Consider the following 20,775-nt stretch of genomic DNA (forward strand, 5'->3'; position numbering starts at 1 on the left):
GCAGCGTCGCTCAGGGCGCCGGCGCGTCCTCGCGCAGCAGCCACCACGCGGCCAGCCAGGCAGCCGCACCCGCGACCAGCTCGACGTGCAGCTCGATGATCGCGAGCGTCACCATCGTGGTGAACGCGACCGAGCTGAACGCCTCGCCGAGCGGCCCGGTCATGACCGGGTCAGCGTCCCGGCCACCGCCGCCCGACGCCGCGCGTCGAGGGCGGAGGAGCGACGGCTGAGGCGCTCGTCGAGGACCGCGGCTGCCTCGGCGTTGCGGCCGGCCATCGCGAGGGCGTGCACGAGCGTGTCCTCCACGACCTCGCGCTGGGCCTTGCTGCCGCCCAGCTGGGCCATCGTGCGGACCACGTCGGTCAGGGTCGCGGAGGCGGCGTTCCAGCGCTCCTCGACGACCTGCACGAGGCCACGGCACAGCGGTGCGACGACGTCGCGGAAGACGGCCTCCTGGCTGCGGGCGGACTGCTCGGCCAGCGCCGTGAGCGCCGAGGCGTCGCCGTCGGCGGCCAGCAGCACGGCGCCGTGCATGGCCGCGAACGGCGTGGACGGCGCGGTCAGCCACTCGGCGGGTGCCTGTTCGCGGACCTCGGCGACGGGCAGGTCCTCGGTCCACGCGCCGGTGACGCGCCCCCGCCACAGCAGGGCACCACTGTCGACGACGACCCGGCTGCCGCTCACCACCGACGGCGCGAGCTCGCGGCGCCAGCGACGGCGTACGGCCTCGACGTCGTCCTGCATCAGCTCGTGCAGCGCGGCGTGCCAGGAGAAGTGCGAGCGGTGGTTGGCCTCCGGGCCGCGGGTGCGGATCCACTCGTCGAGCCAGGCCAGCCCGGCGGTGTGGTCACCCGTCTCGTAGAAGACGTGGGCACGGGCGTGCACGGCGTGGCCCGAGGCCGGCTCGACGGAGAGGGCGTACGACGAGAGCTCCTCGGCCTCGGCCCAGCGCTCCTGGTCCTGGCGGACGAACGCGAGCTGGCCGGCGTACCACCAGTCGTCGCCGTAGGAGCGGCCGAGCGACTCGACCAGCTCGGCGGTCTGGGACCCGCTGGTGAGCCCGCCGAAGGCCACGGTGGGCACGGCGACGCTGACGGCCAGCGCGTCGCGCGGGAAGAGCCGGACGTGGCGCAGGAGGGCGGCCGCGCCGGTGGCCTCGTCGGAGCGCAGCCGGGTGGTCACGGCGTCGAGGAACGAGCTCTCGCGGTCGTCGAGGTGGCGCTCGGAGGCGGCGCGGTGGGCGGCGCGCAGCGAGGCGGCCCAGTGGGTGTTCGCACCCCACTCGTGGCCGAGCAGCGCGAGGGCGGCGTGCGCCTGGACGAAGCCCTCGTCGGCGGCGACGGCCTCGGCGAGGCCCTCCTCGACGCCACCCTGGAGCCGGAGCAGCCGGCCGAGCGCGTCGTTGTAGCGGTCGGCGGCGTCGGCGCCGGCCGAGAGGGTGAGGCCGTAGGGATCGACCGGGCGGCGTCGGGACTCCCCGTGCATGGAGCGGCTCACGACGCGCGCGACGTCGTAGGCCTGCTCGCGGATCTCCGGCATCGCCGTGGACTCCCACATGTTGCCCTTGCGCAGCGACCCCACCGCGAGGAACGGCACCGTGTCGGGGAGGGTGCCGAGGATGCGGCCGTCGTCGGAGGTGTCGATGCCGAGGCCGGCGGGGCCGGGACGGACGAGGCCCGTCTGCGCGAGGCGCGTGAGCAACGGGTCGGCGGCGATCGAGCCCACCGGGCCGGTGCAGTTCACGACGGCGGCGACGCGGAGCGTGGTGCCGTCGTCGAGGGTGACGTGCAGCGCGTGCGCGTCGGGGCGTACGTCGGCGAGGGTGCCGCGGTGGCGCTGCAGGCGCCCCCCGTCGGCGATCGCGTCGAAGCGGCGGGCGGTCGCGGGTGCCATCCGGTGGCGGTGGACGTCCCAGCGGCGGGCGTCCTCGCTGATGAAGCGGCGCTTGTCGGCCTCGGAGAGCCCGCGCCAGAGCTGTGCGGTGACCGGGCGCAGGCCGTCGATCGCGGCGCGCCAGTCGCCGGTGGACCCGACGGTCTCGTCCACGTGCGCGGCGAGCGAGGACCGCAGCGCGTCGAGGCCCTGCGTGCGCGTGATGCCGGGCGGCGGCGGTACCGGGGGAGTCGTGGGGAGCACGTGCGGCTGCGGCACCGCGTCGGTGCGCGAGACCACGTGGATCGTGCGGTCCGGCCGGTCGGCGCTGATCGCGAGGTCGACCATGGTCAGGCCGGAGCCGAGCATGAGGACGTCGCCGACCTCGGGGATGGGCTGCGTCCACGGGTCCGCCACGAGCCGGTCGTCGCCGGCCAGTGCGGCCGGCGCCCAGGCGGTGCCGGGGCGGTTGCTGGTGGCCAGCACGACGGCGCGCGCCTCGAGCCGCTCGCCGTCGGAGAGGTCGACGACGAAGCCGCTGCCCGACCCGGTGATGTCGACGACCTCGGCGCGGCGGCGTACGAGCCGGGCGTTGCCGGGGAACTCCGTGGCGGTGGTCAGCAGGCTCTCGACGTAGCGGCCGAAGACGGCGCGCGGTGCGAAGTCGTGGGGCTGGAACTTCGGGTCGTGGTGGTTGCGCAGCCAGCGCAGGAAGTGCTCCGGGTCGCGCGGGAAGGCGCTCATCCCGGAGGCGGGGACGTTGAGCAGGTGGCGCTCGTCGGTGGTGGAGTAGGCCTGCCCGCGACCGGTCGTCGGCGCCGGGTCGACGAGCTCGACGCGGAAGCGGGAGGAGAGCGCGGTCACCAGGTGGGTCGCGACCAGCGTGCCGCCGGCGCCCGCGCCGACCACCACGACCCGACAGTCACCCTCGTTCGTCCCCATCGGCGCCATGTCCCCACTCCGTCCCATTAGTGCAGTGAATTACGCGACTAAAGGTAGCAAGGCGGGCGGCCACGGGGCGAGTCGGCGCGCGGGGCTCAGGCGTCGCGTCGCATGATCACGCGCGGGAAGCCGGCCGAGGTGGCCTCGGTCCGCATCGCCAGCGCGAAACCGGCGGCCTCGAAGACCGCGCGGGTGCCGACGTAGGCCATCGTCAGGTCGACCTTCTCGCCGCGGTTGTCGACCGGGTAGCCCTCGACGACCGGGGCGCCGCGCTGGACGGCGTAGGCCACCGCTCCCTCGAGCAGCACGTGCGAGATGCCGCGCCCGCGGTGCCCGGGGCGGACCCGGATGCACCAGACCGACCACGCGTCCTGGTCGTCGACGTGCGGGATCTTCGTGGACCGGGCGAACGGCAGCTCGGCGCGCGAGGCGACGGCCGCCCAGCCGACGACCTCGTCGCCGTCGTAGGCCAGCACGCCCGGCTTGGTGCGCTTGCGGGTCAGGGCCTCGACGAAGTCGGCGCGCTCCGCGCCGGCCAGCTCCCGGTTGAGCGACGCCGGGACCCGGTGGCTCAGGCACCAGCACACGCTGGACGTCGGGTTCTTCGGGCCGACCATCGTGCGGACGTCGCCGAAGCGGGCGTGGGTGGCCGGGAAGACCCGGAAGTCGTCGGTCGTCGCGAGCGCCGTCGTCGCCATGGCGCCCACGCTAGACCCCGTGGGGACCCTGTTGGATGGAGGCATGAGCCACGCGATGCGCACGATCGGCCTGCTCGGCGGGATGAGCTGGGAGAGCTCGGCGCTCTACTACCAGGTCGTCAACGAGGCGGTCCGTGAGCGGCTCGGGGGTTACCACTCCGCGCGCGTGCTGATGGCGTCGGTCGACTTCGCGGAGGTCGAGGCGATGCAGTCGGCGGGCGACTGGGACGCCGCGGGCGCGATGCTCGCCGCCGAGGCGGCGGCGCTCGAGGCGGCCGGTGCCGACTGCCTCGTGCTCTGCACCAACACGATGCACAAGGTCGCGGGCGCCATCGAGGCGGCGACGTCCGTGCCGCTGATCCACATCGTCGACGTGACGGCGGCGGCGATCCGGTCGGCCGGTCCCTCGCAGGTGGCGCTCCTCGGCACCCGCTTCACCATGGAGCAGCCTTTCGTCCGCGAGCGCCTCGAGTCCCACGGCCTGTCCGTCCTCGTCCCTGCCGGCGACGACCTCGAGCTGGTGCACCGGGTGATCTACGACGAGCTGGTCCACGGTGTCGTGCGCGAGGAGTCCCGGGAGCAGTACGTCGACGTGGTGCGGCGGCTGGCCGCCCGCGGCGCCGAGGGGGTCGTCCTCGGCTGCACGGAGATCGAGCTGCTGATCGGCGCCGACGACGTCGAGGTGCCGGTCTTCGCGACGACGCGGCTGCACGCGCTGGCGGCGGTGGACTTCGCGCTCGGGTGATGGGCGTCGGGTCGGGGTGCCGGCCGGTGCAAGGACACGTGTCCGAGAGACTGCCCTCGACGAGCCCCTTCGGGGGCGACATCGCAGACACGTGTGGGCTCAGCTGACCAGCTGGTGCAGCCAGTCGTCGAGCCGCGCGAGCTGCCCGGGGTCGCCGAACATCGGCGCCCGACCGGGTGGCGGGAGGAAGCCGACGGCGTCCATCACCAGCCAGTACGGGTCGACCGGCTCCGGTGCGCGGTCGGCGTACAGCTCCAGGAAGCGGGTGGCGGGGTCCGGGCCGAACGCGACGACCAGGTTGGTCGCGGCGTGCCCGGCGTCGAGCCAGGCAGGTCCCGTCGAGGTCTCGACCCAGTCGACGACACCGGTGATCGTGTCGTCGGTCCACAGCAGGTTGCGGTGGCTGAAGTCGCGGTGGAGGAAGGTCGGCTCGTGGTCCGGCGCAGGGCCGGCGAGCAGGTCGAAGGCGCGCCGCCAGGAGTCCGGGTGTCGCGTCCACGCCGGCACGACCCACTTGGCCTCCCATGCCCAGGTCTCGTAGGCGCGGAACGGCTCGTCCGGCGCGACCGCGTGGATGGTCGCGAGCATCTCCGCCATCGCCTCGAGCCGCGAGTCTCGGAGGGACTCACGGCCGAGTCCGGGCAGACGGGACATCAGGTGCGCGGCCACTCCGGTCGCCGCGCCACCCGCGTCGAGGGCGATGCTGCGGGGCGCCGGGACCGCGCTGCCGGCCAGGGCATGCTGCGCGTCCCGCTCGCGGGCGGTCAGAGCGGCGCCATGGGTGCGCCACGGCTCGTGGGTCATGAGTCGCAGCACCGTCTCCCGGCCGTCCTCGTGGGTCAGCGCGAGCATCGTCGAGGTCATCCCGCCCTCGAGCGGGTCCGCCGAGGCGACCGCGCTGCCGAGGCTCGCCCCCGCCCAGTCGAGGGCGGCCGTCCGGTCGTCGGTCACCCGGGTGACGCTAGTGGAGGACTCAGCCCTGGTCGGGCCAGAGCGAGTGGTAGGCGTTGATCGCCGGCTGGCCGCCGAGGTGGGCGTAGAGCACGTGCGAGTCGCGCGGGATGTCCCCGCCGGCGACGAGGTCGACGAGGCCCGCGAGCGACTTCCCCTCGTAGACCGGGTCGGTGATCATCGCCTCGAGCTGCGCGCCGAGCGCCATCGCCTCCATCGTCGAGTCGACCGGCACGCCGTAGAGGTCGCCCGCCCAGCCCTCGAGCACGGTGATCTCGTCGTCGCGCAGGTCGCGGCCGAGCTCGATCAGCTCAGCGGTGTGGCGGGCGATCCGGCCGACCTGGTCGCGCGTCTTCTCCAGGGTCGCGCTGGCGTCGATGCCGAGCACGCGACGTCGTACGCCGGTGAGGTCCTCGAGCGCCGCGAAGCCGGCGATCATGCCGGCGTGCGTCGAGCCGGTGACGGTGCAGACCACGATCGTGTCGAAGGTGATGCCGAGCGCCTTCTCCTGCTCGGCGACCTCGAAGGCCCAGTTGGCGAAGCCGAGCCCGCCCAGCCGGTGCTCGCTCGCGCCGGCCGGGATGGCGTACGGCGTCCCGCCGGACTCCTCGACCTCGCGGAGCGCGTCCTTCCACGAGTCGCGGATGCCGATGTCGAAGCCGGCCGGATCGAGGCGCGAGTCGGCGCCCATCATCCGGCTGAGCAGGATGTTGCCGACCTGGGTGTTGGTCGGGTCGTCCCACGGCACCCACTTCTCCTGCACCAGGCGGCACTTGAGCCCGAGGTGCGCGGCGACCGCGGCGACCTGCCGGGTGTGGTTGGACTGGAAGCCGCCGATGGACACGAGCGTGTCGGCGCCGCTGGCGAGCACGTCGGGGACGATGTACTCCAGCTTGCGGACCTTGTTGCCGCCGTAGGCCAGGCCGCTGCTGACGTCCTCGCGCTTGGCCCACACCTGCGCCCCGCCGCCCCGGGCGGCGAGGTGCTCGGTCAGCCGCTTGAGGTGCTGGACGGGGGAGGGGCCGAAGGTGAGCGGGTAGCGCTCGAACTGCTCGAGGATCACGGGGTCTCCTGCTGGGTGGTGGGGATGTCGGTGCCGGGCTCGGCGTCGGGGTCGGGGTCGGGGATCAGGGCGGCGAGGTTCTGCCAGGTGCGGAAGGCCACCTCGGCTGCCGCGTCGACGTCCCGGGCCTCGCACGCGGCGACCAGGCGGTCGTGGAGGGCGACGGACTCGGCGCCGGCGTGGGAGGCGAAGCGGCGGCGCTCGAGGCGGCGCACGACGGGGCTGAACTGGTCGAGCACGGTGGCCAGCGCGCGGTTGCCGGACGCGTCGACGGCGACGGCGTGGAAGGCGTCGTCGGCCGTGAGCGCGGCGTCGGTGTCCCGCTCGTCGATCGCGTGGGCGAAGCGCTCGTTGGCCTCGCGCATCCGGGTGAGGTCGGCGGGCGTCAGGTGGGCGACGGCCTCGGCGACCGCGAGCCGGTGCATGGAGGCGACGACGGCGTGCGCGGCGCGGACCTCGCCGAGGTCGATCTCGGCGACGACGGTCGAGCGGCCGGGGGCGGCCCGCACCAGCCCGGTTTCGCCGAGCCTGAGCAACGCCTCGCGCACCGGGGTCCGGCTGACCCCGAGCCAGGTGGCGAGCTCGGTGTCGCGCACCACCTCGCCCGGCGCGAGCGTGCCGTCGACGATCGCGTCGCGCAGGCGGTCGTGGACGCGGTCGCGCAGCAGGGAGGGGCGGATCGACGCCTCAAGCGCGGGCACCGGCATGCAATATATTGCACACTGCGCAGGGGTGGGCGTCAAGTGGGAGGCTGTCCCCGTGCTCACCGTCGTCGTCGCGCTGGCCGCCAACACGATCCTCGCCGTCCTCAAGACGATCGTCGCCGCCGTCACCGGCTCCGCGTCGATGGTCGCCGAGGCCGCGCACTCCTGGGCCGACGCCGGCAACGAGGTCTTCCTCGTCGTCGCCGAGCGCCGCTCGGAGAAGGCGGCCGACAAGCGGCACCCCCTGGGCTACGGCCGCGAGGCCTACGTCTGGTCGATGATCGCGGCCTTCGGGCTCTTCTCCGTGGGCGCCGCTGTGTCGGTGATCCACGGCGTGCAGTCGCTCGGTGCCGAGGAGGAGTCGGCCGACTACCTGTGGGCCTACGTGGTCATGGGCGCGGCGTTCCTCCTCGAGGGCACGTCCTTCCTCCAGGCGCGCCGGGAGGTGCGCAAGGGGGCGCAGGAGGCCGAGATCAGCGGCGCCGCCTTCCTCGACCGCACCTCCGACCCGACCCTGCGCGCGGTCTTCTTCGAGGACGCCGCCGCGCTGATCGGCATCGTCATCGCCGTCAGTGGCCTCGCGCTCCACCAGGTCACCGGCCAGCCGGTGTGGGACGCGATCGGGTCGATCCTCGTCGGCCTGCTGCTGGGTGGGATCGCGATCTACCTGCTGCGGCGCAACATGGCCTTCCTGGTCGGCCAGATCGCCGACCCGCGGGCCTATGAGGCTGTCATCGGCTGGCTCCGCGAGCGTCCCGAGGTGCAGTCGGTCAACAGCCTGCACCTGGAGTACGTCGGTCCCGAGAAGGTCTTCCTCGTCGGCTCCGTGGACCTGGTCGGCGACGACCCCGAGAGCCGCGCGGCCGAGGAGCTGCAGCGCCTCGAGGACCACCTCGAGGAGCGGCCCTGGATCGCCCGCGCGGTCCTGTCCCTGGCGGCCCCGGGTCGGCCGCCGGTGATCGGCGACGGGTTCACCGGCGACCTCGGGAACAACTGAGGCGGTTGAACGTTGAACCAGTCATGAAGAAGATCGGGTTCCTGAACTTCGGCCACTGGACCGACTCGCCGCAGTCCGCGGTCCGCACCGCGTCCGACACCCTGCTCCAGTCGATCGACCTCGCGGTCGCGGCGGAGGAGCTCGGCGCGGACGGGGCGTACTTCCGCGTCCACCACTTCGCACGCCAGCTCGCCTCACCGTTCCCGCTGCTCGCCGCCGTCGGCGCGCGCACCAGCCGGATCGAGATCGGCACAGGCGTCATCGACATGCGCTACGAGAACCCGCTCTACATGGCCGAGGACGCGGGCGCCGCCGACCTCATCTCGGGCGGACGACTCCAGCTCGGCATCAGCCGGGGATCACCGGAGCAGGTCGTCGACGGCTGGCGCTACTTCGGCTACGCACCCGCCGAGGGCGAGGACCAGGCCGACATGGCCCGCCGCCACACCGAGGTCTTCCTCCAGGTGCTCGAGGGCGAGGGCTTCGCCGAGCCCAACCCGCGCCCGATGTTCCCGAACCCGCCCGGCCTGCTGCGCCCCGAGCCGCACTCGCCCGGGCTGCGCGACCGCATCTGGTGGGGCGCCGCGTCCGACGCGACCGCCCGCTGGACGGCCGAGAAGGGCATGCACCTGATGTCGTCGACCCTCAAGGCCGACGAGACCGGCGAGCCGTTCCACGTCCAGCAGCGCAAGCAGATCGAGGTCTACCGCGAGGCGTGGAAGGCGGCCGGCCACGAGGGCGAGCCGCGCGTCTCGGTCAGCCGCTCGATCATGCCGATCACCACCGACCTCGACCGGATGTACTTCGGCCGCGAGGGCACCAGCCAGGACCAGTTCGGCCAGATCGAGGCCAACCTGCGCGCCGTCTTCGGCAAGACCTACGCCGCCGAGCCGGACATCCTGGTCAAGGAGCTCGCCGACGACGAGGCGATCGCCGCCGCCGCCACCCTGCTGCTCACGGTGCCCAACCAGCTCGGGGTGGACTACAACGCCCACCTGCTCGAGACGGTGCTCACCGACGTGGCGCCCGACCTCGGCTGGCGCTGAACCACCTCGCACACCCCACCCCACGACGTACGAAGGACGGACACCCGATGGCACGCATCACGGTTCTCGGCGGCAACGGCTACGCAGGCGCGGCGATCGTCGCGGAGGCGGTCTCCCGCGGGCACGAGGTCACCTCGGTGAGCCGCTCAGCTCCTGGCAACCCGGTCGCCGGAGCGGACTACGTCGAGGGCTCGGTCCTCGACGCGGCCGTCCTCGACCGCGCGATCGACGGCGCCGACGTCGTCATCAGCGCGCTCTCGCCGCGCGACGACATGGCCGGCAAGGTCGAGGGCGTCCTCGCCGACCTCGTCGAGCGCCTCACCGGTCAGCCGATCCGGCTGGGCTTCGTAGGTGGCGCGTCGTCGCTGCTGGTGGAGGAGGGCGGCCCGCGGCTGTGGGACGTCACCGAGGAGCACATGCCCGACGAGGTGAAGCCCGAGGTGCAGACCGGCCTCGCCGCGCTCGCCGCGCTGCAGGACAGCCCGGAGTCGCTCGACTGGTTCTACGTGAGCCCGCCGCAGGACTTCGGCTCGTGGCTCGGCACCCCCTCGAAGGGCACCTACACCCGCGGCGGCGACATCCTGCTCAAGGACGCCGAGGGAGCCTCGACGATCTCCGCCGACGACCTCGCGCTCGCGATCCTCGACGAGGTCGACACTCCGGCCGCGCGCCGCAGCCGGTTCACCGCGATCGCCTGACCGGCCTCAGGGGGCGGCCGCGCGCAGCTTCTCGAGCAGCGGGCCGGCCGCCTCGGCGAGGAACCGGTCCTGGCCTTCGTCGCCGACCTGCACGAGCGCGACGTCGGTGAAGCCGGCCTCCCAGTAGTCGGAGACGGCCTCGACGATCTTGTCGAGGTCCGGCCCACAGGGGATGGAGTCCGCGACGTCCTCGGGGCGGACGAACTGGGTGGCGCCGGCGAAGCCCGCAGGGGTCGGGAGGTCGGCGTTGACGGACCAGCCGCCGGCGAACCAGCGGAACTGCTCGTGGGCCCGGGCGACGGCGGCCTCCTCGGACGGGTCCCAGCAGATCGGGATCTGGCCGATCGCATGTGCCTCCCCACCGATGCGCGGAGCACCGTCGACGTCGTTCCACTGCTCGACGATCTCGGCCTTCGGCTCGACGGCCACGAGGTGGTCCGCCAGCGGTGCGAACCGCTCGATCGCGCGCTTCCCGGCGACGGCGACGCCGATGTCGACACCCGCGTCCGGGAGGTCCCAGATGCGCGCCGAGTCGACCTGGAAGAACTCGCCGCGGTGGTCGACGAGCTCGCCCGTGTGCAGCTCGCGGATGATCTCGATCGCCTCGGCGAGCATGTCCTGCCGCTCGGCGATCGCCGGCCACCCGGCGCCCACGACGTGCTCGTTGAGGTTCTCCCCGCTGCCGAGCCCGAGGGTGAAGCGTCCGCCGGAGAGGAGCTGCAGCGTCGCGGCCTTCTGGGCCACGACTGCCGGGTGGTAGCGCAGCGTCGGGCACGTCACGTAGGTCATCAGGTCCACGCGCTCGGTCGCCTGGGCGACGGCGCCGAGCACCGTCCAGGCGTGCGGCGCGTGCCCCTGGTCGGTGAGCCACGGCGAGTAGTGGTCGCTCATCACCTCGAAGTCGAAGCCGGTCCGTTCGGCGGCCACGGCGTAGTCCACCAGCTGCCGCGGGCCGCTCTGCTCGGTCATCAGGGTGTATCCGAAGCGGGTCATGCCTCGACCGTAGCCAGCGAGGAGTCCGCGCAAACCGCCCCGGCAGGTGGGCCGCCCGGCGCCCGTGCGTGCTTGCGTGGAGGCATGACCCACGACCAGGACCACGACCACGACCACCCCGACAACGGCCCGGACAACGGCCCGGGCGACAGCCCGGACAGCAAGCAGGACGGCAAGCCGGACAGCAGCCAGGGGGGCCAGGTCTCGGAGATGGTCCCGGAGGGTGACGAGCCCGAGCCGATCAACCCCGGTGACTCGGTCGGCGGGCAGCCCGACGGCGAGTCGGGCAAGACCCAGGAGGGCTCGCAGGGACCGAACGCGATCCCGGACGACCCGACCGGCAAGCACCCCCACACGACCTGAGGATGCGGTAGGAACTCCCCATGAGCCGTCCAGTGATCGTCGTCGTGGGTGCCGGGCCGGGAGTCAGCGGCTCGGTGGCCCGCCGTTTCGCGGGGGAGGGGTACGACGTCGGGCTCCTCGGGGCCGAGCAGGCCGTGCTCGACGACCTCGTCCCCGGCCTCGAGGCCCTCGGTGCGGCCGTCGGCCACACCGTCGCCGACGTGACCGACGAGCAGGCCGCGCGCGACGCCGTACGCCGCTTCGGTGAGCACACCGGCCGCATCGACGTCCTGCACTTCAACCCGAGCGCCTACCGCGAGCAGGACCCGTTGTCGCTCTCGGTCCCCGAGCTGCTCGAGGACGTCGCGCTCGGGGTCGGTGCGTTGCTGACCGTGGTGCAGGCGGCGCGGCCCTACATGTCGGCCGGCGGACGGATCTCGGTCACCGGCAGCATGGCGGCCGACGAGCCGTGGGAGGGCGCTGCGTCGCTCGGCGTGCAGAAGGCCGGCGTGCGCAACCTCGTGCACTCGCTCGACAAGACGTTGGCCGACGACGGCATCCGCGCGGTGTCGGTCACGGTGCGCGGTGCGCTCGCACGCGAGGGCGCCTTCACCCCCGACCGCGTGGCCGACGCCCTCTGGGCCGCGGTGGCCCGCGACGAGTCGGGCTGGACCAGCGAGGTCCCGTACTCCGGGTGAGTCAGGCGCCGCGGATCCCGTTCAGCAGGAACCAGAACACGACCACCCCGACGAAGGACGCCAGCAGCCCCCACCACGTCCCCGTCATCGCCCGGCGGCCCGTGCCCGCACCCTCGCGGGCCAGGCCGGGCAGGCCGATCGTGACCGCCGCACCGAGCGCCGCCATCGCGACCAGCTGCACCGGCACGATCCAGTTCTCCGCACCCGGCCCGTCGAGGACGTACGCCGCCAGCGGCAGGCTGAGCATCCCGAGGACGAGCAGCACCACGATCCCGACGACGCGCTGCGCTGCCCTGGTCATGGGCCGAACCTAGAGCATGCCGGAGCGGTGCGTGAGCCACATTCCGTCGACCCTGGATGTGGCTCACGCACCGCGGACCCGCGTGTCGGCCGGCGGCGCGCCGGTGGGCGGTGCGCCAGCCACATTCCGTCGACCCCGAATGTGGCTCACGCACCTCGGACCCGCGCGTCGGCCGGCGGCGCGCCGGTGGGCGGTGCGCCAGCCACATTCCGTCGACCCCGAATGTGGCTCACGCACCGCCCGCGGCGAGCACGCAGGGCTCAGGCCTCCTTGGCCACCAGCGTCAGCACGTCGTAGGTCGCGACCGGCTCGTCGTCGCCGTTGACCACGAGCGCGTCCCAGCGGACCTCGCCGTAGTCGGCCGACGAGCGCGGGGTGATCTGCTTGACGGTCAGCGTCACGCGGATCGAGTCGCCGGCCTTGACCGGGGTGAGGAAGCGGAGGTGGTCGACGCCGAAGTTCGCGAGGACCGGGCCGGGGGCGGGGTCGACGAAGAGGCCGGCGGCCATCGACACGATGAGGTAGCCGTGGGCGACGATGCCGCCGAAGAGCGGGTTGGCCGCCGCGGCCTCGGGGTCGGTGTGGGCGTAGAAGGTGTCACCGGTGAAGTCGGCGAAGTGGTCGATGTCCTCGAGCGAGATGACTCGCGACGCGGAGGCGATCGTGTCGCCCACGCAGAGCGTGGCCAGCGAGTGGCGGAACGGGTGCTCAGGGGTGATCGTGCGCGACGAGCCCCGGGTCCAGCGGCCGGTGATCGCGGTCAGCATGTCGGGGGACGCCTGGATCGCGGAGCGCTGCATGTGGTGGAGCACGCCGCGGACGCCGCCGAGCTCCTCGCCGCCGCCGGCACGCCCCGGCCCGCCGTGGACGAGCATCGGCAGGGGTGAGCCGTGGCCGGTGGACTCGGGCGCGTCGTCACGGTCGAGCACGAGGATCCGGCCGTGCCACGGGGCGAGGCCGAGCACGAGCGTGCGCGCGGCGGCCGGGTCGTGGGTGACGACGGAGCCGGCGAGCGACCCGCGGCCGCGGGCGGCCAGCGTGACCGCCTCGTCGAGGTCGTCGTAGGACATCACGGTCGAGACGGGGCCGAAGGGCTCGACGTCGTGCGGCTCGACCGCGCCGGCGCGGGCACGGAGCAGCACCGGCGTCATGAAGGCGCCGCGCTCGCTCCCGTCGACGGCGACCTCGTCGACGACGACGTCGCACGACGAGCGCAGGGCCTCGACGGCCTTCCGGACCTCGTCGCGCTGGCCGAGGGACGCGAGCGGACCCATCCGGGTGGACTCGTCGCCGGGGAGGCCCACGACCGTCGAGGACAGTCGGGCGGCGATCGCGTCGGTCACCTCGTCGGCGACGGCCGCGGGCACGATGACGCGCCGGATGGCCGTGCACTTCTGCCCGGCCTTGGCGGTCATCTCGGTGACGACGCCCTTCACGAAGAGGTCCCACTCCGGGTCGCCGGCGGCCACGTCGGGGCCGAGCACCGAGCAGTTCAGCGAGTCGGCCTCGACCTGGAGCTGCACGCCGCCGTGGAGGACGGAGGGGTGCTGGCGCAGGATCCCGGCGGTGTGCGCGGAGCCGGTGAACGCCACCGAGTCCTGGACGGTCAGGTGGTCGAGCAGGTCACCGGCCGATCCGGACAGCAGCTGGAGCGAGCCCTCGGGGAGGATGCCCGACTCGACGATCCGCCGCACGACGAGCTCGGTGAGGTACGCCGTCTGGCTGGCCGGCTTGACGATCGAGGGCAGCCCGGCGATGAAGGCCGGCGCGAGCTTCTCGAGCATGCCCCAGACCGGGAAGTTGAAGGCGTTGACCTGGACGGCGACGCCCGGGCGCGAGGTGTAGACGTGCTGGCCGAGGAACACCCCGGTGCGCCCGAGCTGCTCGAGGTCGCCGTCGCACACGACGGTGTCGTTGGGCAGCTCGCGGCGGCCCTTGGACGAGTAGGAGAAGACGGTGCCGAAGCCGCCGTCGATGTCGATCGCCGAGTCGCGCCGCGTCGCGCCGGTCGCCAGGGAGAGCTCGTAGAACTCCTCCTTGAGCCCGGTCAGGTGCGTGGCCAGCTCCTTGAGCAGCAGCGCGCGCTCGTGGAAGGTCAGCTCGCGGATCGCCGGGCCGCCGACCGTGCGTGCGTGGTGGGCCATCGCGCCGAGGTCGAGGCCGGCGCTCGAGATGCGCGCGACCTCCTCGCCCGTGCCGGCGTCGAGGAGCGGATGGCCCTCGGCCGAGGCGGCGTACCAGCGTCCGGCGGCGTAGCTCTCGAGCAGTCGGCTCACGGTGTTCCTCCAGTGCCAGATCAGGGCCAGATCAAGGTTTGCGTGCCACAGTGACTGGTGACACACTAATACCAGACCGATCGGTCAGTAAATCTTCTGGAGGCGCTGATGACGCTCACCGAGACCGCAGCAGAGCGCGACCTGGAGGCCCACTTCGAGGCCACGATCGCGCGCAACGACCGCATCGAGCCGCGCGACTGGATGCCGGAGGGCTACCGGAAGACGCTCGTGCGCCAGATCGCCCAGCACGCGCACAGCGAGATCATCGGCATGCAGCCGGAGGGCAACTGGATCAGCCGCGCGCCCAGCCTGCGCCGCAAGGCGATCCTGCTGGCCAAGGTGCAGGACGAGGCGGGCCACGGGCTCTACCTCTACTCCGCCGCCGAGACGCTCGGCGTCTCCCGGCTCGAGCTCACCGAGCTGCTGCTCGCCGGCAGGCAGAAGTACTCCTCGATCTTCAACTACCCGACGCTGTCCTACGCCGACGTCGGCACGATCGGCTGGCTGGTCGACGGTGCGGCCATCTGCAACCAGGTGCCGCTGTGCCGGACCTCCTACGGCCCCTACGGCCGCGCGATGATCCGCGTGTGCAAGGAGGAGTCCTTCCACCAGCGCCAGGGCTACGAGCTGCTCACCACGATGATGCGCGGCACCGACGGGCAGCGCGCGATGGTGCAGGAGTCGGTCGACCGCTTCTGGTGGCCGGCGCTGATGATGTTCGGCCCTCCCGACGCCGACTCGCCCAACACCGCCCAGTCGATGGCGTGGGGGATCAAGCGCAACACCAACGACGAGCTGCGCCAGAAGTTCGTCGACATGTCCGTCCCGCAGGCCGAGGCGCTCGGCGTCACGCTGCCCGACCCCGAGCTCGTCTGGAACGAGGAGCGCGGCCACCACGACTTCGGCCAGCCGGACTGGGAGGAGTTCATGCAGGGCGTGAAGGGCAACGGACCCTGCAACGCCCAGCGGATGGCCCACCGCCGGCGCGCCCACGAGGACGGTGCCTGGGTCAGGGACGCAGCGACGGCGTACGCCGCGAAGCAGCGGGCGGCGATCGCATGAGCAACCTCTCCGCCGAGGGCGGCCACGGCGCGGTCCCGCTCGAGGGCGTCCCGAGCGGCGTCGGGATGGCGCCGGTCGAGAAGGAGTGGCCGCTCTACGAGGTCTTCGTGCGCGGCAAGCGCGGGCTCAACCACGTGCACGTCGGCTCGCTGCACGCCGCCGACGACCGCATGGCCCTGCTGCACGCGCGCGACGTCTACACCCGGCGCAACGAGGGCGTGAGCATCTGGGTCGTCCGCGCCGACGCGATCACCGCGTCGAGCCCCGACGAGAAGGACCCGATGTTCGCGCCGAGCGGCGACAAGGTCTACCGCCACCCGACCTTCTACGACATCCCCGACAACGTCCCCCACATGTGAGGACACCCGGCGACATGACTGACCACATCCAGACACCTGCAGAGGACGAGCACGACAGCGCCTACGCCGGCCTGCTCGTCAACGACGCCCACTGGGCCTTCGGGACCGACTTCGAGGACCCCCTCGCGGGCGTCGACACCACGATCCCCGTGGGCGTCGACGGCCCCACGCTCGCGGCGTACGCCCTCATGCTCGGCGACGACGCGCTCGTCATGTCGCACCGGATCGCGGAGTGGACGAGCAACGCGCCCGACCTCGAGGACGACATCGCACTGTCCAACATCGCGCTCGACCTGCTGGGCCAGGCGCGGCTGCTGCTCGCCCGGGCCGCCAAGGCCGACGAGTCGGTCGTGCCGGCGCTGCCCGAGGGCTCACCGGCACCGCCCGAGGACGCGCTGGCCTACTTCCGCGAGGCGCACGACTTCCGCAACGTCCGTCTCGCCGAGCTCGACAACGGCGACTTCGCCGAGGCGACCGTGCGGGTGCTGCTGTTCTCCGTGTGGCGGCTGGCGACCTGGGAGCGGCTGCGCGACAGCCGCGACCACGTGCTCGCCGCCGTCGCCGTGAAGGGCGTCAAGGAGCTGGCCTACCACCGCGACTACGCCGCCCGCTGGTTCGTCACCCTCGCCCGGGGGACCGAGGAGTCGCGTCGCCGCCTGCTGGTGGCGTACGACGCCCTCTGGCCGTTGTGGCCCGAGCTGTTCGACACCCACGAGGTGGAGGCCGCGGCCGCGGAGCAGGGGGTCGGGGTCGACCCGGCAGGAGTCCGCGAGGCCGCCGAGGCAGTGCTCGACCAGGTGCTCGCCGCGGCCGACGTCCAGCGGTCCGAGGCCCCGCGTCGTGCCGGCGTCCTCGGTCGCACCGGCCGCGACGGCATGCACGGCGAGCCGCTCAGCCGGATGCTCGCCGAGATGCAGTCCGTGGCCCGTGCGCACCCGAGGGGGCAGTGGTGAGGTTGTTGAGCCGCCCCCTGGAGAAGGCACGTGCCGTGGCCGATAAGGTCACCGACCCCGAGCTGCCGATGCTCACGCTGGCCGACCTCGGCGTGCTGCGCGACGTCGACGTGGTCGCCGACGGCCACGTGGTCGTCGACATCACCCCGACCTACTCCGGCTGCCCGGCCATGGCCGCGATGCGCGACGACCTCGTCCGCGAGCTGCAGGGCGCCGGCTTCGTCCGCGTCGACGTGCGGGTCAGCCTCCACCCGGCCTGGACGACCGACTGGATCACGCCGGAGGGTCGCGCCGCGCTCGCCGCGGCCGGCATCTCCCCGCCCGGTCCCGCCCCGTCGTCCGACGGTCCGATCCCGCTGACGCTCCTGCCCACTGCGCGCCAGGTCCGCTGCCCGCAGTGCGACTCGCCCGCGACCGAGCTGGTCTCGGAGTTCGGCTCGACGGCCTGCAAGGCGCAGTACCGCTGCACCGCCTGCCTCGAGCCCTTCGACCACGTCAAGGAGATCTGACCGTGCCCACGTTCCACGCGTTGCGGGTCCGCGACGTCGAGCCGCTCACCGACGACTCGGCCGCCGTCACCTTCGACGTGCCCGACGACCTGCGCGAGGTCTTCGACTTCGAGCCGGGGGAGTCCCTCACCCTGCGCCGCGTCGTCGACGGCGTCGAGCACCGCCGGACGTACTCCATCTGCGCGCCCGCCGGCGCCGCCCCGCGCATCGGCGTGCGCGAGATCCCGGGCGGACTGTTCTCCTCGTGGCTGATCCACGGCGTCGCGCCGGGCGAGACCGTCGAGGTGGCCGAGCCCTCGGGCAGCTTTCGCGCCGACCCGTCGATGGCCGGCCGGCACCTCTGCATCGCCGCCGGCTCCGGCATCACGCCGATGCTCTCGATCGCCGCCTCCGTCCTGGCCAACCCCGACAGCACCGTCACGATGCTCTACGGCAACCGCGAGACCACGTCGGTGATGTTCGCCGAGGAGCTGGGCGACCTCAAGAACCTCCACGGCCCGCGCTTCGACCTCGTCCACGTGCTCTCCCGCGAGCCCCGCGACGTCGAGCTCTTCTCCGGCCGCCTCGACGCCGACCGGCTGCGGCGGCTGCTGCCGGTCAAGGTGCCGCTCGCGGCCCTCGACCACGTCTGGCTCTGCGGCCCGCTCGGCCTCGTCGAGGACGCCCGCGCGGTGCTCGACGAGCTCGGCGTGCCGCCGGAGAAGATCCACTTCGAGCTGTTCTTCGTCGACGAGCCGCCGCCCACCCTGCGCCACGCCGACCGCGTCGTCGAGGGCGTGACCAGCGACGTCACGGTCGTCCTCGACGGGCGTACGACGACCACGCCGGTGTCGCGCGACGCGACGCTGCTCGACTCCGCCCAGGCGGTGCGCTCCGACCTGCCGTTCGCCTGCAAGGGCGGGGTATGCGGAACCTGCCGCGCGAAGGTCACCGACGGCGAGGTCGAGATGGTCCGCAACTACGCCCTCGAGCCCGCCGAGGTCGAGCAGCAGTTCGTGCTGACCTGCCAGACCTTCCCGGTCAGCCCCGAGGTCACGGTCGACTTCGATGCCTGAGGCCTCGTCCGGCTCCGCCGACTTCCCCGAGGCGCGCGCGATGTGGGCCGCCGACGCGGCCAGCGCGGCGCTCGGGATGCAGGTCGACGACCTCGGCGCCGGCACCGCGCGCGTCTCGATGGTCGTGCGGGCCGACATGGTCAACGGCCACGACCTGTGCCACGGCGGGCTGATCGCCAGCCTCGCCGACTCGGCGTTCGCCCTCGCCTGCAACTCGCACGGCCCGGTGACGGTCGCTGCGGGCTTCTCGGTCGACTTCGTCCGCTCCGGCCGCCTCGGCGAGGTCCTGCACGCCGACGCGCGCGAGGTGTCGCGCCGCGGCAGGTCCGGGATCTACGACGTCTCCGTCCGCGCGGGCGACCCGGTCGTCGGCGAGGTCGTCGCCGAGTTCCGCGGCCGCAGCCGGACGATCGCGGACCGACGGGGCTAGCGGTGCCTGGTCAGGCCGTCGAAGGCGAGCGTCGCGACCGTGTCCGCGAGTGCCTCGGCCTCGCCGTCCGGGCGCAGCCACTCGGTCAGGGAGTTGACCATGCCGAAGATCAGCCGGCTGATCACGAGCGGGTCGATGTCGTCGCGGATCGCCCCGGCGTCCGCCGCCTCGCGCACCATCTCGGCGAGCCGCTGGTCGATGTCGCGCCGCCGGGCGAGCGCCGCCTGCTCGGCTGGGGTGTTGCCGCGCACCCGCAGCAGCAGCGTCACCGCGGGGAGGTGCCCGGCGAGCACCACGACGCTGGCGCGCACCGCGGCACGCAGCCGCTGCTCGGGGGAGTACGACGCCTCCGCGCCCACCGCGTCGAGCGCGGAGGAGAGCTCTCCGAGGGCCTCGTCGAGCGCCCGCTCGAGCAGGTGCTCCTTGCTGGGGACGTGGTGGTAGATCGCCGACTTGGTCAGCCCGAGCTCGCGGGCGAGGTCGCCGACGCTGGTGGCGTCGTAGCCCTGCCGGTTGAAGAGGTCGATCGCGACCCGCAGCACAGAGGCCTGGTCGTGGCCGGGTCGGCCACGCCGTGGTGCACCCCCGGGCCGCACGCCCGCCCCGCCCGACACTTCCGCCATGGACCCACCTTCCCACGCCCCGACGCCTGACCTGGAGGACGACACATGCACGACCTCGCCCCGCGACCCGGAGACCTCGACCCGATCGAGACCGCGCCCGTGGAGGAGCTGCGCGCCCTGCAGCTCGAGCGGCTGCAGTGGTCGGTGCGCCACGCCTACGACCACGTCCCGCACTACCGGCAGGCCTTCGACGACGTCGGTGTCGCTCCGGAAGACATCGAGACGCTGGCCGACCTCGCGCGACTCCCGTTCACCACGAAGGCGACGCTGCGGGACAACTATCCGTTCGGCATGTTCGCCGTCCCCCGCGAGGACGTCGTACGCCTCCACGCGTCTAGCGGGACCACCGGCAAGCCCACCGTCGTCGGCTACACCCGCGACGACCTCGACATGTGGGCCGACGTCGTGGCCCGCTCGATCCGTGCCGCCGGTGGGCGGAGGGGGATGGTCCTGCACAACGCCTACGGCTACGGGCTCTTCACCGGCGGCCTCGGCGCGCACGCGGGCGCCGAGCGCCTCGGCTGCACCGTCGTACCCGTCTCCGGCGGCATGACGCAGCGCCAGGTCCAGCTGATCCGCGACTTCGAGCCCGACGTGATCATGGTGACCCCGTCCTACATGCTCTCGATCATCGACGAGCTCGAGGCGCAGGGGGTCGACCCGCGCTCCACCTCGCTCAAGGTGGGCATCTTCGGCGCCGAGCCGTGGACCAACGACATGCGCCGCGAGATGGAGCAGCGCACGGACATGCACGCGGTCGACATCTACGGCCTGTCCGAGGTGATCGGCCCCGGCGTCGCGAGCGAGTGCGTCGAGACCAAGGACGGCCTGCACGTCTGGGAGGACCACTTCTACCCGGAGGTGATCGACCCGGTGACCGGCGAGGTGCTGCTCGACGGCGAGGAGGGCGAGCTGGTCCTCACCACGCTCACCAAGCAGGCGATGCCGGTCATCCGCTACCGCACCCGCGACCTCACCCGGCTGCTGCCGGGCACCGCGCGCTCGATGCGCCGGATCGAGAAGGTCACCGGCCGCACCGACGACATGATCATCCTGCGCGGGGTGAACCTCTTCCCGACGCAGATCGAGGAGCTCGTGCTCATCATCCCGGCGCTCTCCCCGCACTTCCAGTGCCACCTCGACCGCACCGGCAACCTCGACGACCTCACCGTGCGGGTCGAGCGGCGCGAGCACACGACGGACGCGGAGGCGTACGCCGCCCGCGACGAGCTCGCAGCGCGGATCAAGGCCTCGATCGGGGTGAGCGTGGGGGTCGAGGTGGTGGACGTGGCCTCGATCGAGCGGTCGGTCGGCAAGATGCGCCGCATCGTCGACCACCGCCCGGCGCGCTGATCCGCGGGTAATTGCCGCTCGCGGCGCGGACCGGGCTACAGTGGAGCCAGCGTCCAGACGCCGTGCCGCAGTGATCACCCCCAGGATCCTCCGGCCACCGCGCAC

The 20,775-nt window shown here is 73.0% G+C and carries 23 protein-coding genes; 13 read left to right on the forward strand and 10 right to left on the reverse strand.

Going from position 1 to position 20,775, the window contains the following annotated elements; genetic code table 11:
• Positions 1 to 10 precede the first annotated feature (10 nt).
• The 3 genes from BLV76_RS22605 to BLV76_RS14215 all read right to left on the reverse strand — a co-directional run bounded on the left by BLV76_RS22605 (position 11) and on the right by BLV76_RS14215 (position 3,512).
• A complete protein-coding gene (locus BLV76_RS22605; protein WP_175539684.1) occupies positions 11 to 163 on the reverse strand; it encodes a hypothetical protein in 153 nt (50 codons plus the stop codon).
• Positions 160 to 2,814, reverse strand: coding sequence for an FAD/NAD(P)-binding protein (locus tag BLV76_RS14210; RefSeq protein WP_175539685.1), 2,655 nt, complete (start codon positions 2,812 to 2,814; stop codon positions 160 to 162). The genes BLV76_RS22605 and BLV76_RS14210 overlap by 4 nt, the downstream gene beginning before the upstream one ends.
• Before the next feature lie 95 nt (positions 2,815 to 2,909).
• Positions 2,910 to 3,512, reverse strand: a complete 603-nt coding sequence (locus BLV76_RS14215; RefSeq protein ID WP_090969715.1) for a GNAT family N-acetyltransferase — start codon at positions 3,510 to 3,512, stop codon at positions 2,910 to 2,912.
• A gap of 43 nt (positions 3,513 to 3,555) precedes the next feature.
• Here BLV76_RS14215 and BLV76_RS14220 point away from each other — a divergent pair, with 43 nt between their 5' ends.
• Positions 3,556 to 4,257, forward strand: coding sequence for an aspartate/glutamate racemase family protein (locus tag BLV76_RS14220; RefSeq protein WP_281246167.1), 702 nt, complete (start codon positions 3,556 to 3,558; stop codon positions 4,255 to 4,257).
• A 99-nt stretch (positions 4,258 to 4,356) separates the two neighbouring features.
• Here BLV76_RS14220 and BLV76_RS14225 read toward each other — a convergent pair whose 3' ends face one another.
• The 3 genes from BLV76_RS14225 to BLV76_RS14235 are packed head-to-tail and all read right to left on the reverse strand — an operon-like array spanning position 4,357 to position 6,978.
• A complete protein-coding gene (locus BLV76_RS14225) occupies positions 4,357 to 5,208 on the reverse strand; it encodes an aminoglycoside phosphotransferase family protein (RefSeq protein ID WP_090969716.1) in 852 nt (283 codons plus the stop codon).
• Positions 5,209 to 5,230: 22 nt separating this feature from the next.
• A complete protein-coding gene (locus tag BLV76_RS14230; protein WP_090969717.1) occupies positions 5,231 to 6,271 on the reverse strand; it encodes a 1-aminocyclopropane-1-carboxylate deaminase in 1,041 nt (346 codons plus the stop codon).
• Entirely contained in the window at positions 6,268 to 6,978 is a 711-nt protein-coding gene (locus tag BLV76_RS14235) for a GntR family transcriptional regulator (RefSeq protein WP_090969718.1), read from the reverse strand. Before BLV76_RS14235 ends, BLV76_RS14230 begins: the two co-directional genes overlap by 4 nt.
• Positions 6,979 to 7,030: 52 nt before the next feature.
• Between BLV76_RS14235 and BLV76_RS14240 the strand changes: the two genes are divergently transcribed.
• Genes BLV76_RS14240 through BLV76_RS14250 form a run of 3 tightly spaced genes read left to right on the forward strand, consistent with a single transcriptional unit; the run spans position 7,031 to position 9,716 of the window.
• Complete coding sequence (locus BLV76_RS14240) at positions 7,031 to 7,972, forward strand: cation diffusion facilitator family transporter (RefSeq protein WP_245734684.1); 942 nt, start codon at positions 7,031 to 7,033, stop codon at positions 7,970 to 7,972.
• Positions 7,973 to 7,995: 23 nt separating this feature from the next.
• Positions 7,996 to 9,018, forward strand: a complete 1,023-nt coding sequence (locus BLV76_RS14245) for an LLM class flavin-dependent oxidoreductase (protein ID WP_090969720.1) — start codon at positions 7,996 to 7,998, stop codon at positions 9,016 to 9,018.
• Positions 9,019 to 9,065: 47 nt separating this feature from the next.
• Entirely contained in the window at positions 9,066 to 9,716 is a 651-nt protein-coding gene (locus BLV76_RS14250) for an NAD(P)-dependent oxidoreductase (protein ID WP_090969721.1), read from the forward strand.
• 6 nt (positions 9,717 to 9,722) lie between these two features.
• Here BLV76_RS14250 and BLV76_RS14255 read toward each other — a convergent pair whose 3' ends face one another.
• Entirely contained in the window at positions 9,723 to 10,709 is a 987-nt protein-coding gene (locus BLV76_RS14255; RefSeq protein WP_090969722.1) for an LLM class F420-dependent oxidoreductase, read from the reverse strand.
• Positions 10,710 to 10,793: 84 nt separating this feature from the next.
• Between BLV76_RS14255 and BLV76_RS14260 the strand changes: the two genes are divergently transcribed.
• Positions 10,794 to 11,072: a hypothetical protein gene (locus tag BLV76_RS14260; protein WP_090969723.1), complete on the forward strand. Its 279-nt coding sequence runs from the start codon at positions 10,794 to 10,796 to the stop codon at positions 11,070 to 11,072.
• Positions 11,073 to 11,092: 20 nt separating this feature from the next.
• The gene (locus BLV76_RS14265; RefSeq protein ID WP_090969724.1) at positions 11,093 to 11,749 is read left to right on the forward strand and encodes an SDR family oxidoreductase; all 657 of its coding nucleotides are present in this window, start codon (positions 11,093 to 11,095) and stop codon (positions 11,747 to 11,749) included.
• A 1-nt stretch (position 11,750) separates the two neighbouring features.
• Here the strand turns inward: BLV76_RS14265 and BLV76_RS14270 are convergent, their stop codons facing one another.
• A complete protein-coding gene (locus tag BLV76_RS14270; RefSeq protein WP_090969725.1) occupies positions 11,751 to 12,050 on the reverse strand; it encodes a hypothetical protein in 300 nt (99 codons plus the stop codon).
• Between the two features lie 260 nt (positions 12,051 to 12,310).
• Positions 12,311 to 14,326: a phenylacetic acid degradation bifunctional protein PaaZ gene (gene paaZ / locus BLV76_RS14275; RefSeq protein WP_090969726.1), complete on the reverse strand. Its 2,016-nt coding sequence runs from the start codon at positions 14,324 to 14,326 to the stop codon at positions 12,311 to 12,313.
• Between the two features lie 108 nt (positions 14,327 to 14,434).
• Here paaZ and paaA point away from each other — a divergent pair, with 108 nt between their 5' ends.
• Genes paaA through paaI form a run of 6 tightly spaced genes read left to right on the forward strand, consistent with a single transcriptional unit; the run spans position 14,435 to position 18,694 of the window.
• On the forward strand, positions 14,435 to 15,388 hold the full coding sequence (paaA, locus tag BLV76_RS14280; protein ID WP_090969727.1) for a 1,2-phenylacetyl-CoA epoxidase subunit PaaA: 954 nt from the start codon (positions 14,435 to 14,437) through the stop codon (positions 15,386 to 15,388).
• Positions 15,385 to 15,747 (forward strand): 1,2-phenylacetyl-CoA epoxidase subunit PaaB, encoded by a 363-nt coding sequence (paaB, locus tag BLV76_RS14285; protein WP_090969728.1) that lies wholly within the window; start codon positions 15,385 to 15,387, stop codon positions 15,745 to 15,747. Before paaA ends, paaB begins: the two co-directional genes overlap by 4 nt.
• Positions 15,748 to 15,761: 14 nt before the next feature.
• Positions 15,762 to 16,700 carry a 1,2-phenylacetyl-CoA epoxidase subunit PaaC gene (gene paaC, locus BLV76_RS14290; RefSeq protein ID WP_090969729.1) on the forward strand — a complete coding sequence of 313 codons (939 nt, stop codon included), beginning with the start codon at positions 15,762 to 15,764 and terminating at the stop codon, positions 16,698 to 16,700.
• 35 nt (positions 16,701 to 16,735) lie between these two features.
• Entirely contained in the window at positions 16,736 to 17,209 is a 474-nt protein-coding gene (paaD, locus tag BLV76_RS14295) for a 1,2-phenylacetyl-CoA epoxidase subunit PaaD (RefSeq protein WP_245734685.1), read from the forward strand.
• A gap of 2 nt (positions 17,210 to 17,211) precedes the next feature.
• Entirely contained in the window at positions 17,212 to 18,264 is a 1,053-nt protein-coding gene (gene paaE, locus BLV76_RS14300; RefSeq protein WP_217630353.1) for a 1,2-phenylacetyl-CoA epoxidase subunit PaaE, read from the forward strand.
• On the forward strand, positions 18,257 to 18,694 hold the full coding sequence (gene paaI, locus BLV76_RS14305) for a hydroxyphenylacetyl-CoA thioesterase PaaI (protein WP_090969730.1): 438 nt from the start codon (positions 18,257 to 18,259) through the stop codon (positions 18,692 to 18,694). The genes paaE and paaI overlap by 8 nt, the downstream gene beginning before the upstream one ends.
• Here the strand turns inward: paaI and BLV76_RS14310 are convergent.
• Positions 18,691 to 19,317 carry a TetR/AcrR family transcriptional regulator gene (locus BLV76_RS14310; protein ID WP_090969731.1) on the reverse strand — a complete coding sequence of 209 codons (627 nt, stop codon included), beginning with the start codon at positions 19,315 to 19,317 and terminating at the stop codon, positions 18,691 to 18,693. The two genes, paaI and BLV76_RS14310, sit on opposite strands and share 4 nt — an antisense overlap.
• Before the next feature lie 45 nt (positions 19,318 to 19,362).
• Between BLV76_RS14310 and paaK the strand changes: the two genes are divergently transcribed.
• Complete coding sequence (gene paaK / locus BLV76_RS14315) at positions 19,363 to 20,670, forward strand: phenylacetate--CoA ligase PaaK (protein WP_090969732.1); 1,308 nt, start codon at positions 19,363 to 19,365, stop codon at positions 20,668 to 20,670.
• Positions 20,671 to 20,775 lie beyond the last annotated feature (105 nt).

Source organism: Nocardioides exalbidus (genome assembly GCF_900105585.1).
GTDB classification, from domain to species: domain Bacteria; phylum Actinomycetota; class Actinomycetes; order Propionibacteriales; family Nocardioidaceae; genus Nocardioides; species Nocardioides exalbidus.

Bases quoted from the DNA above. Each gene is read 5' to 3' on its own strand.
- BLV76_RS14210 (WP_175539685.1), bottom strand. From the start codon at position 2,814: ATGGGGACGAACGAGGGTGACTGTCGGGTCGTGGTGGTCGGCGCGGGC.
- BLV76_RS14235 (WP_090969718.1), bottom strand. From the start codon at position 6,978: ATGCCGGTGCCCGCGCTTGAGGCGTCGATCCGCCCCTCCCTGCTGCGC.
- paaK (WP_090969732.1), top strand. From the start codon at position 19,363: ATGCACGACCTCGCCCCGCGACCCGGAGACCTCGACCCGATCGAGACC.
- paaI (WP_090969730.1), top strand. From the start codon at position 18,257: ATGCCTGAGGCCTCGTCCGGCTCCGCCGACTTCCCCGAGGCGCGCGCG.
- BLV76_RS14260 (WP_090969723.1), top strand. From the start codon at position 10,794: ATGACCCACGACCAGGACCACGACCACGACCACCCCGACAACGGCCCG.
- paaA (WP_090969727.1), top strand. From the start codon at position 14,435: ATGACGCTCACCGAGACCGCAGCAGAGCGCGACCTGGAGGCCCACTTC.
- BLV76_RS14215 (WP_090969715.1), bottom strand. From the start codon at position 3,512: ATGGCGACGACGGCGCTCGCGACGACCGACGACTTCCGGGTCTTCCCG.
- paaB (WP_090969728.1), top strand. From the start codon at position 15,385: ATGAGCAACCTCTCCGCCGAGGGCGGCCACGGCGCGGTCCCGCTCGAG.
- paaC (WP_090969729.1), top strand. From the start codon at position 15,762: ATGACTGACCACATCCAGACACCTGCAGAGGACGAGCACGACAGCGCC.
- BLV76_RS14255 (WP_090969722.1), bottom strand. From the start codon at position 10,709: ATGACCCGCTTCGGATACACCCTGATGACCGAGCAGAGCGGCCCGCGG.
- BLV76_RS14310 (WP_090969731.1), bottom strand. From the start codon at position 19,317: ATGGCGGAAGTGTCGGGCGGGGCGGGCGTGCGGCCCGGGGGTGCACCA.
- BLV76_RS22605 (WP_175539684.1), bottom strand. From the start codon at position 163: ATGACCGGGCCGCTCGGCGAGGCGTTCAGCTCGGTCGCGTTCACCACG.
- BLV76_RS14220 (WP_281246167.1), top strand. From the start codon at position 3,556: ATGAGCCACGCGATGCGCACGATCGGCCTGCTCGGCGGGATGAGCTGG.
- BLV76_RS14265 (WP_090969724.1), top strand. From the start codon at position 11,093: ATGAGCCGTCCAGTGATCGTCGTCGTGGGTGCCGGGCCGGGAGTCAGC.
- BLV76_RS14250 (WP_090969721.1), top strand. From the start codon at position 9,066: ATGGCACGCATCACGGTTCTCGGCGGCAACGGCTACGCAGGCGCGGCG.
- BLV76_RS14245 (WP_090969720.1), top strand. From the start codon at position 7,996: ATGAAGAAGATCGGGTTCCTGAACTTCGGCCACTGGACCGACTCGCCG.
- BLV76_RS14270 (WP_090969725.1), bottom strand. From the start codon at position 12,050: ATGACCAGGGCAGCGCAGCGCGTCGTCGGGATCGTGGTGCTGCTCGTC.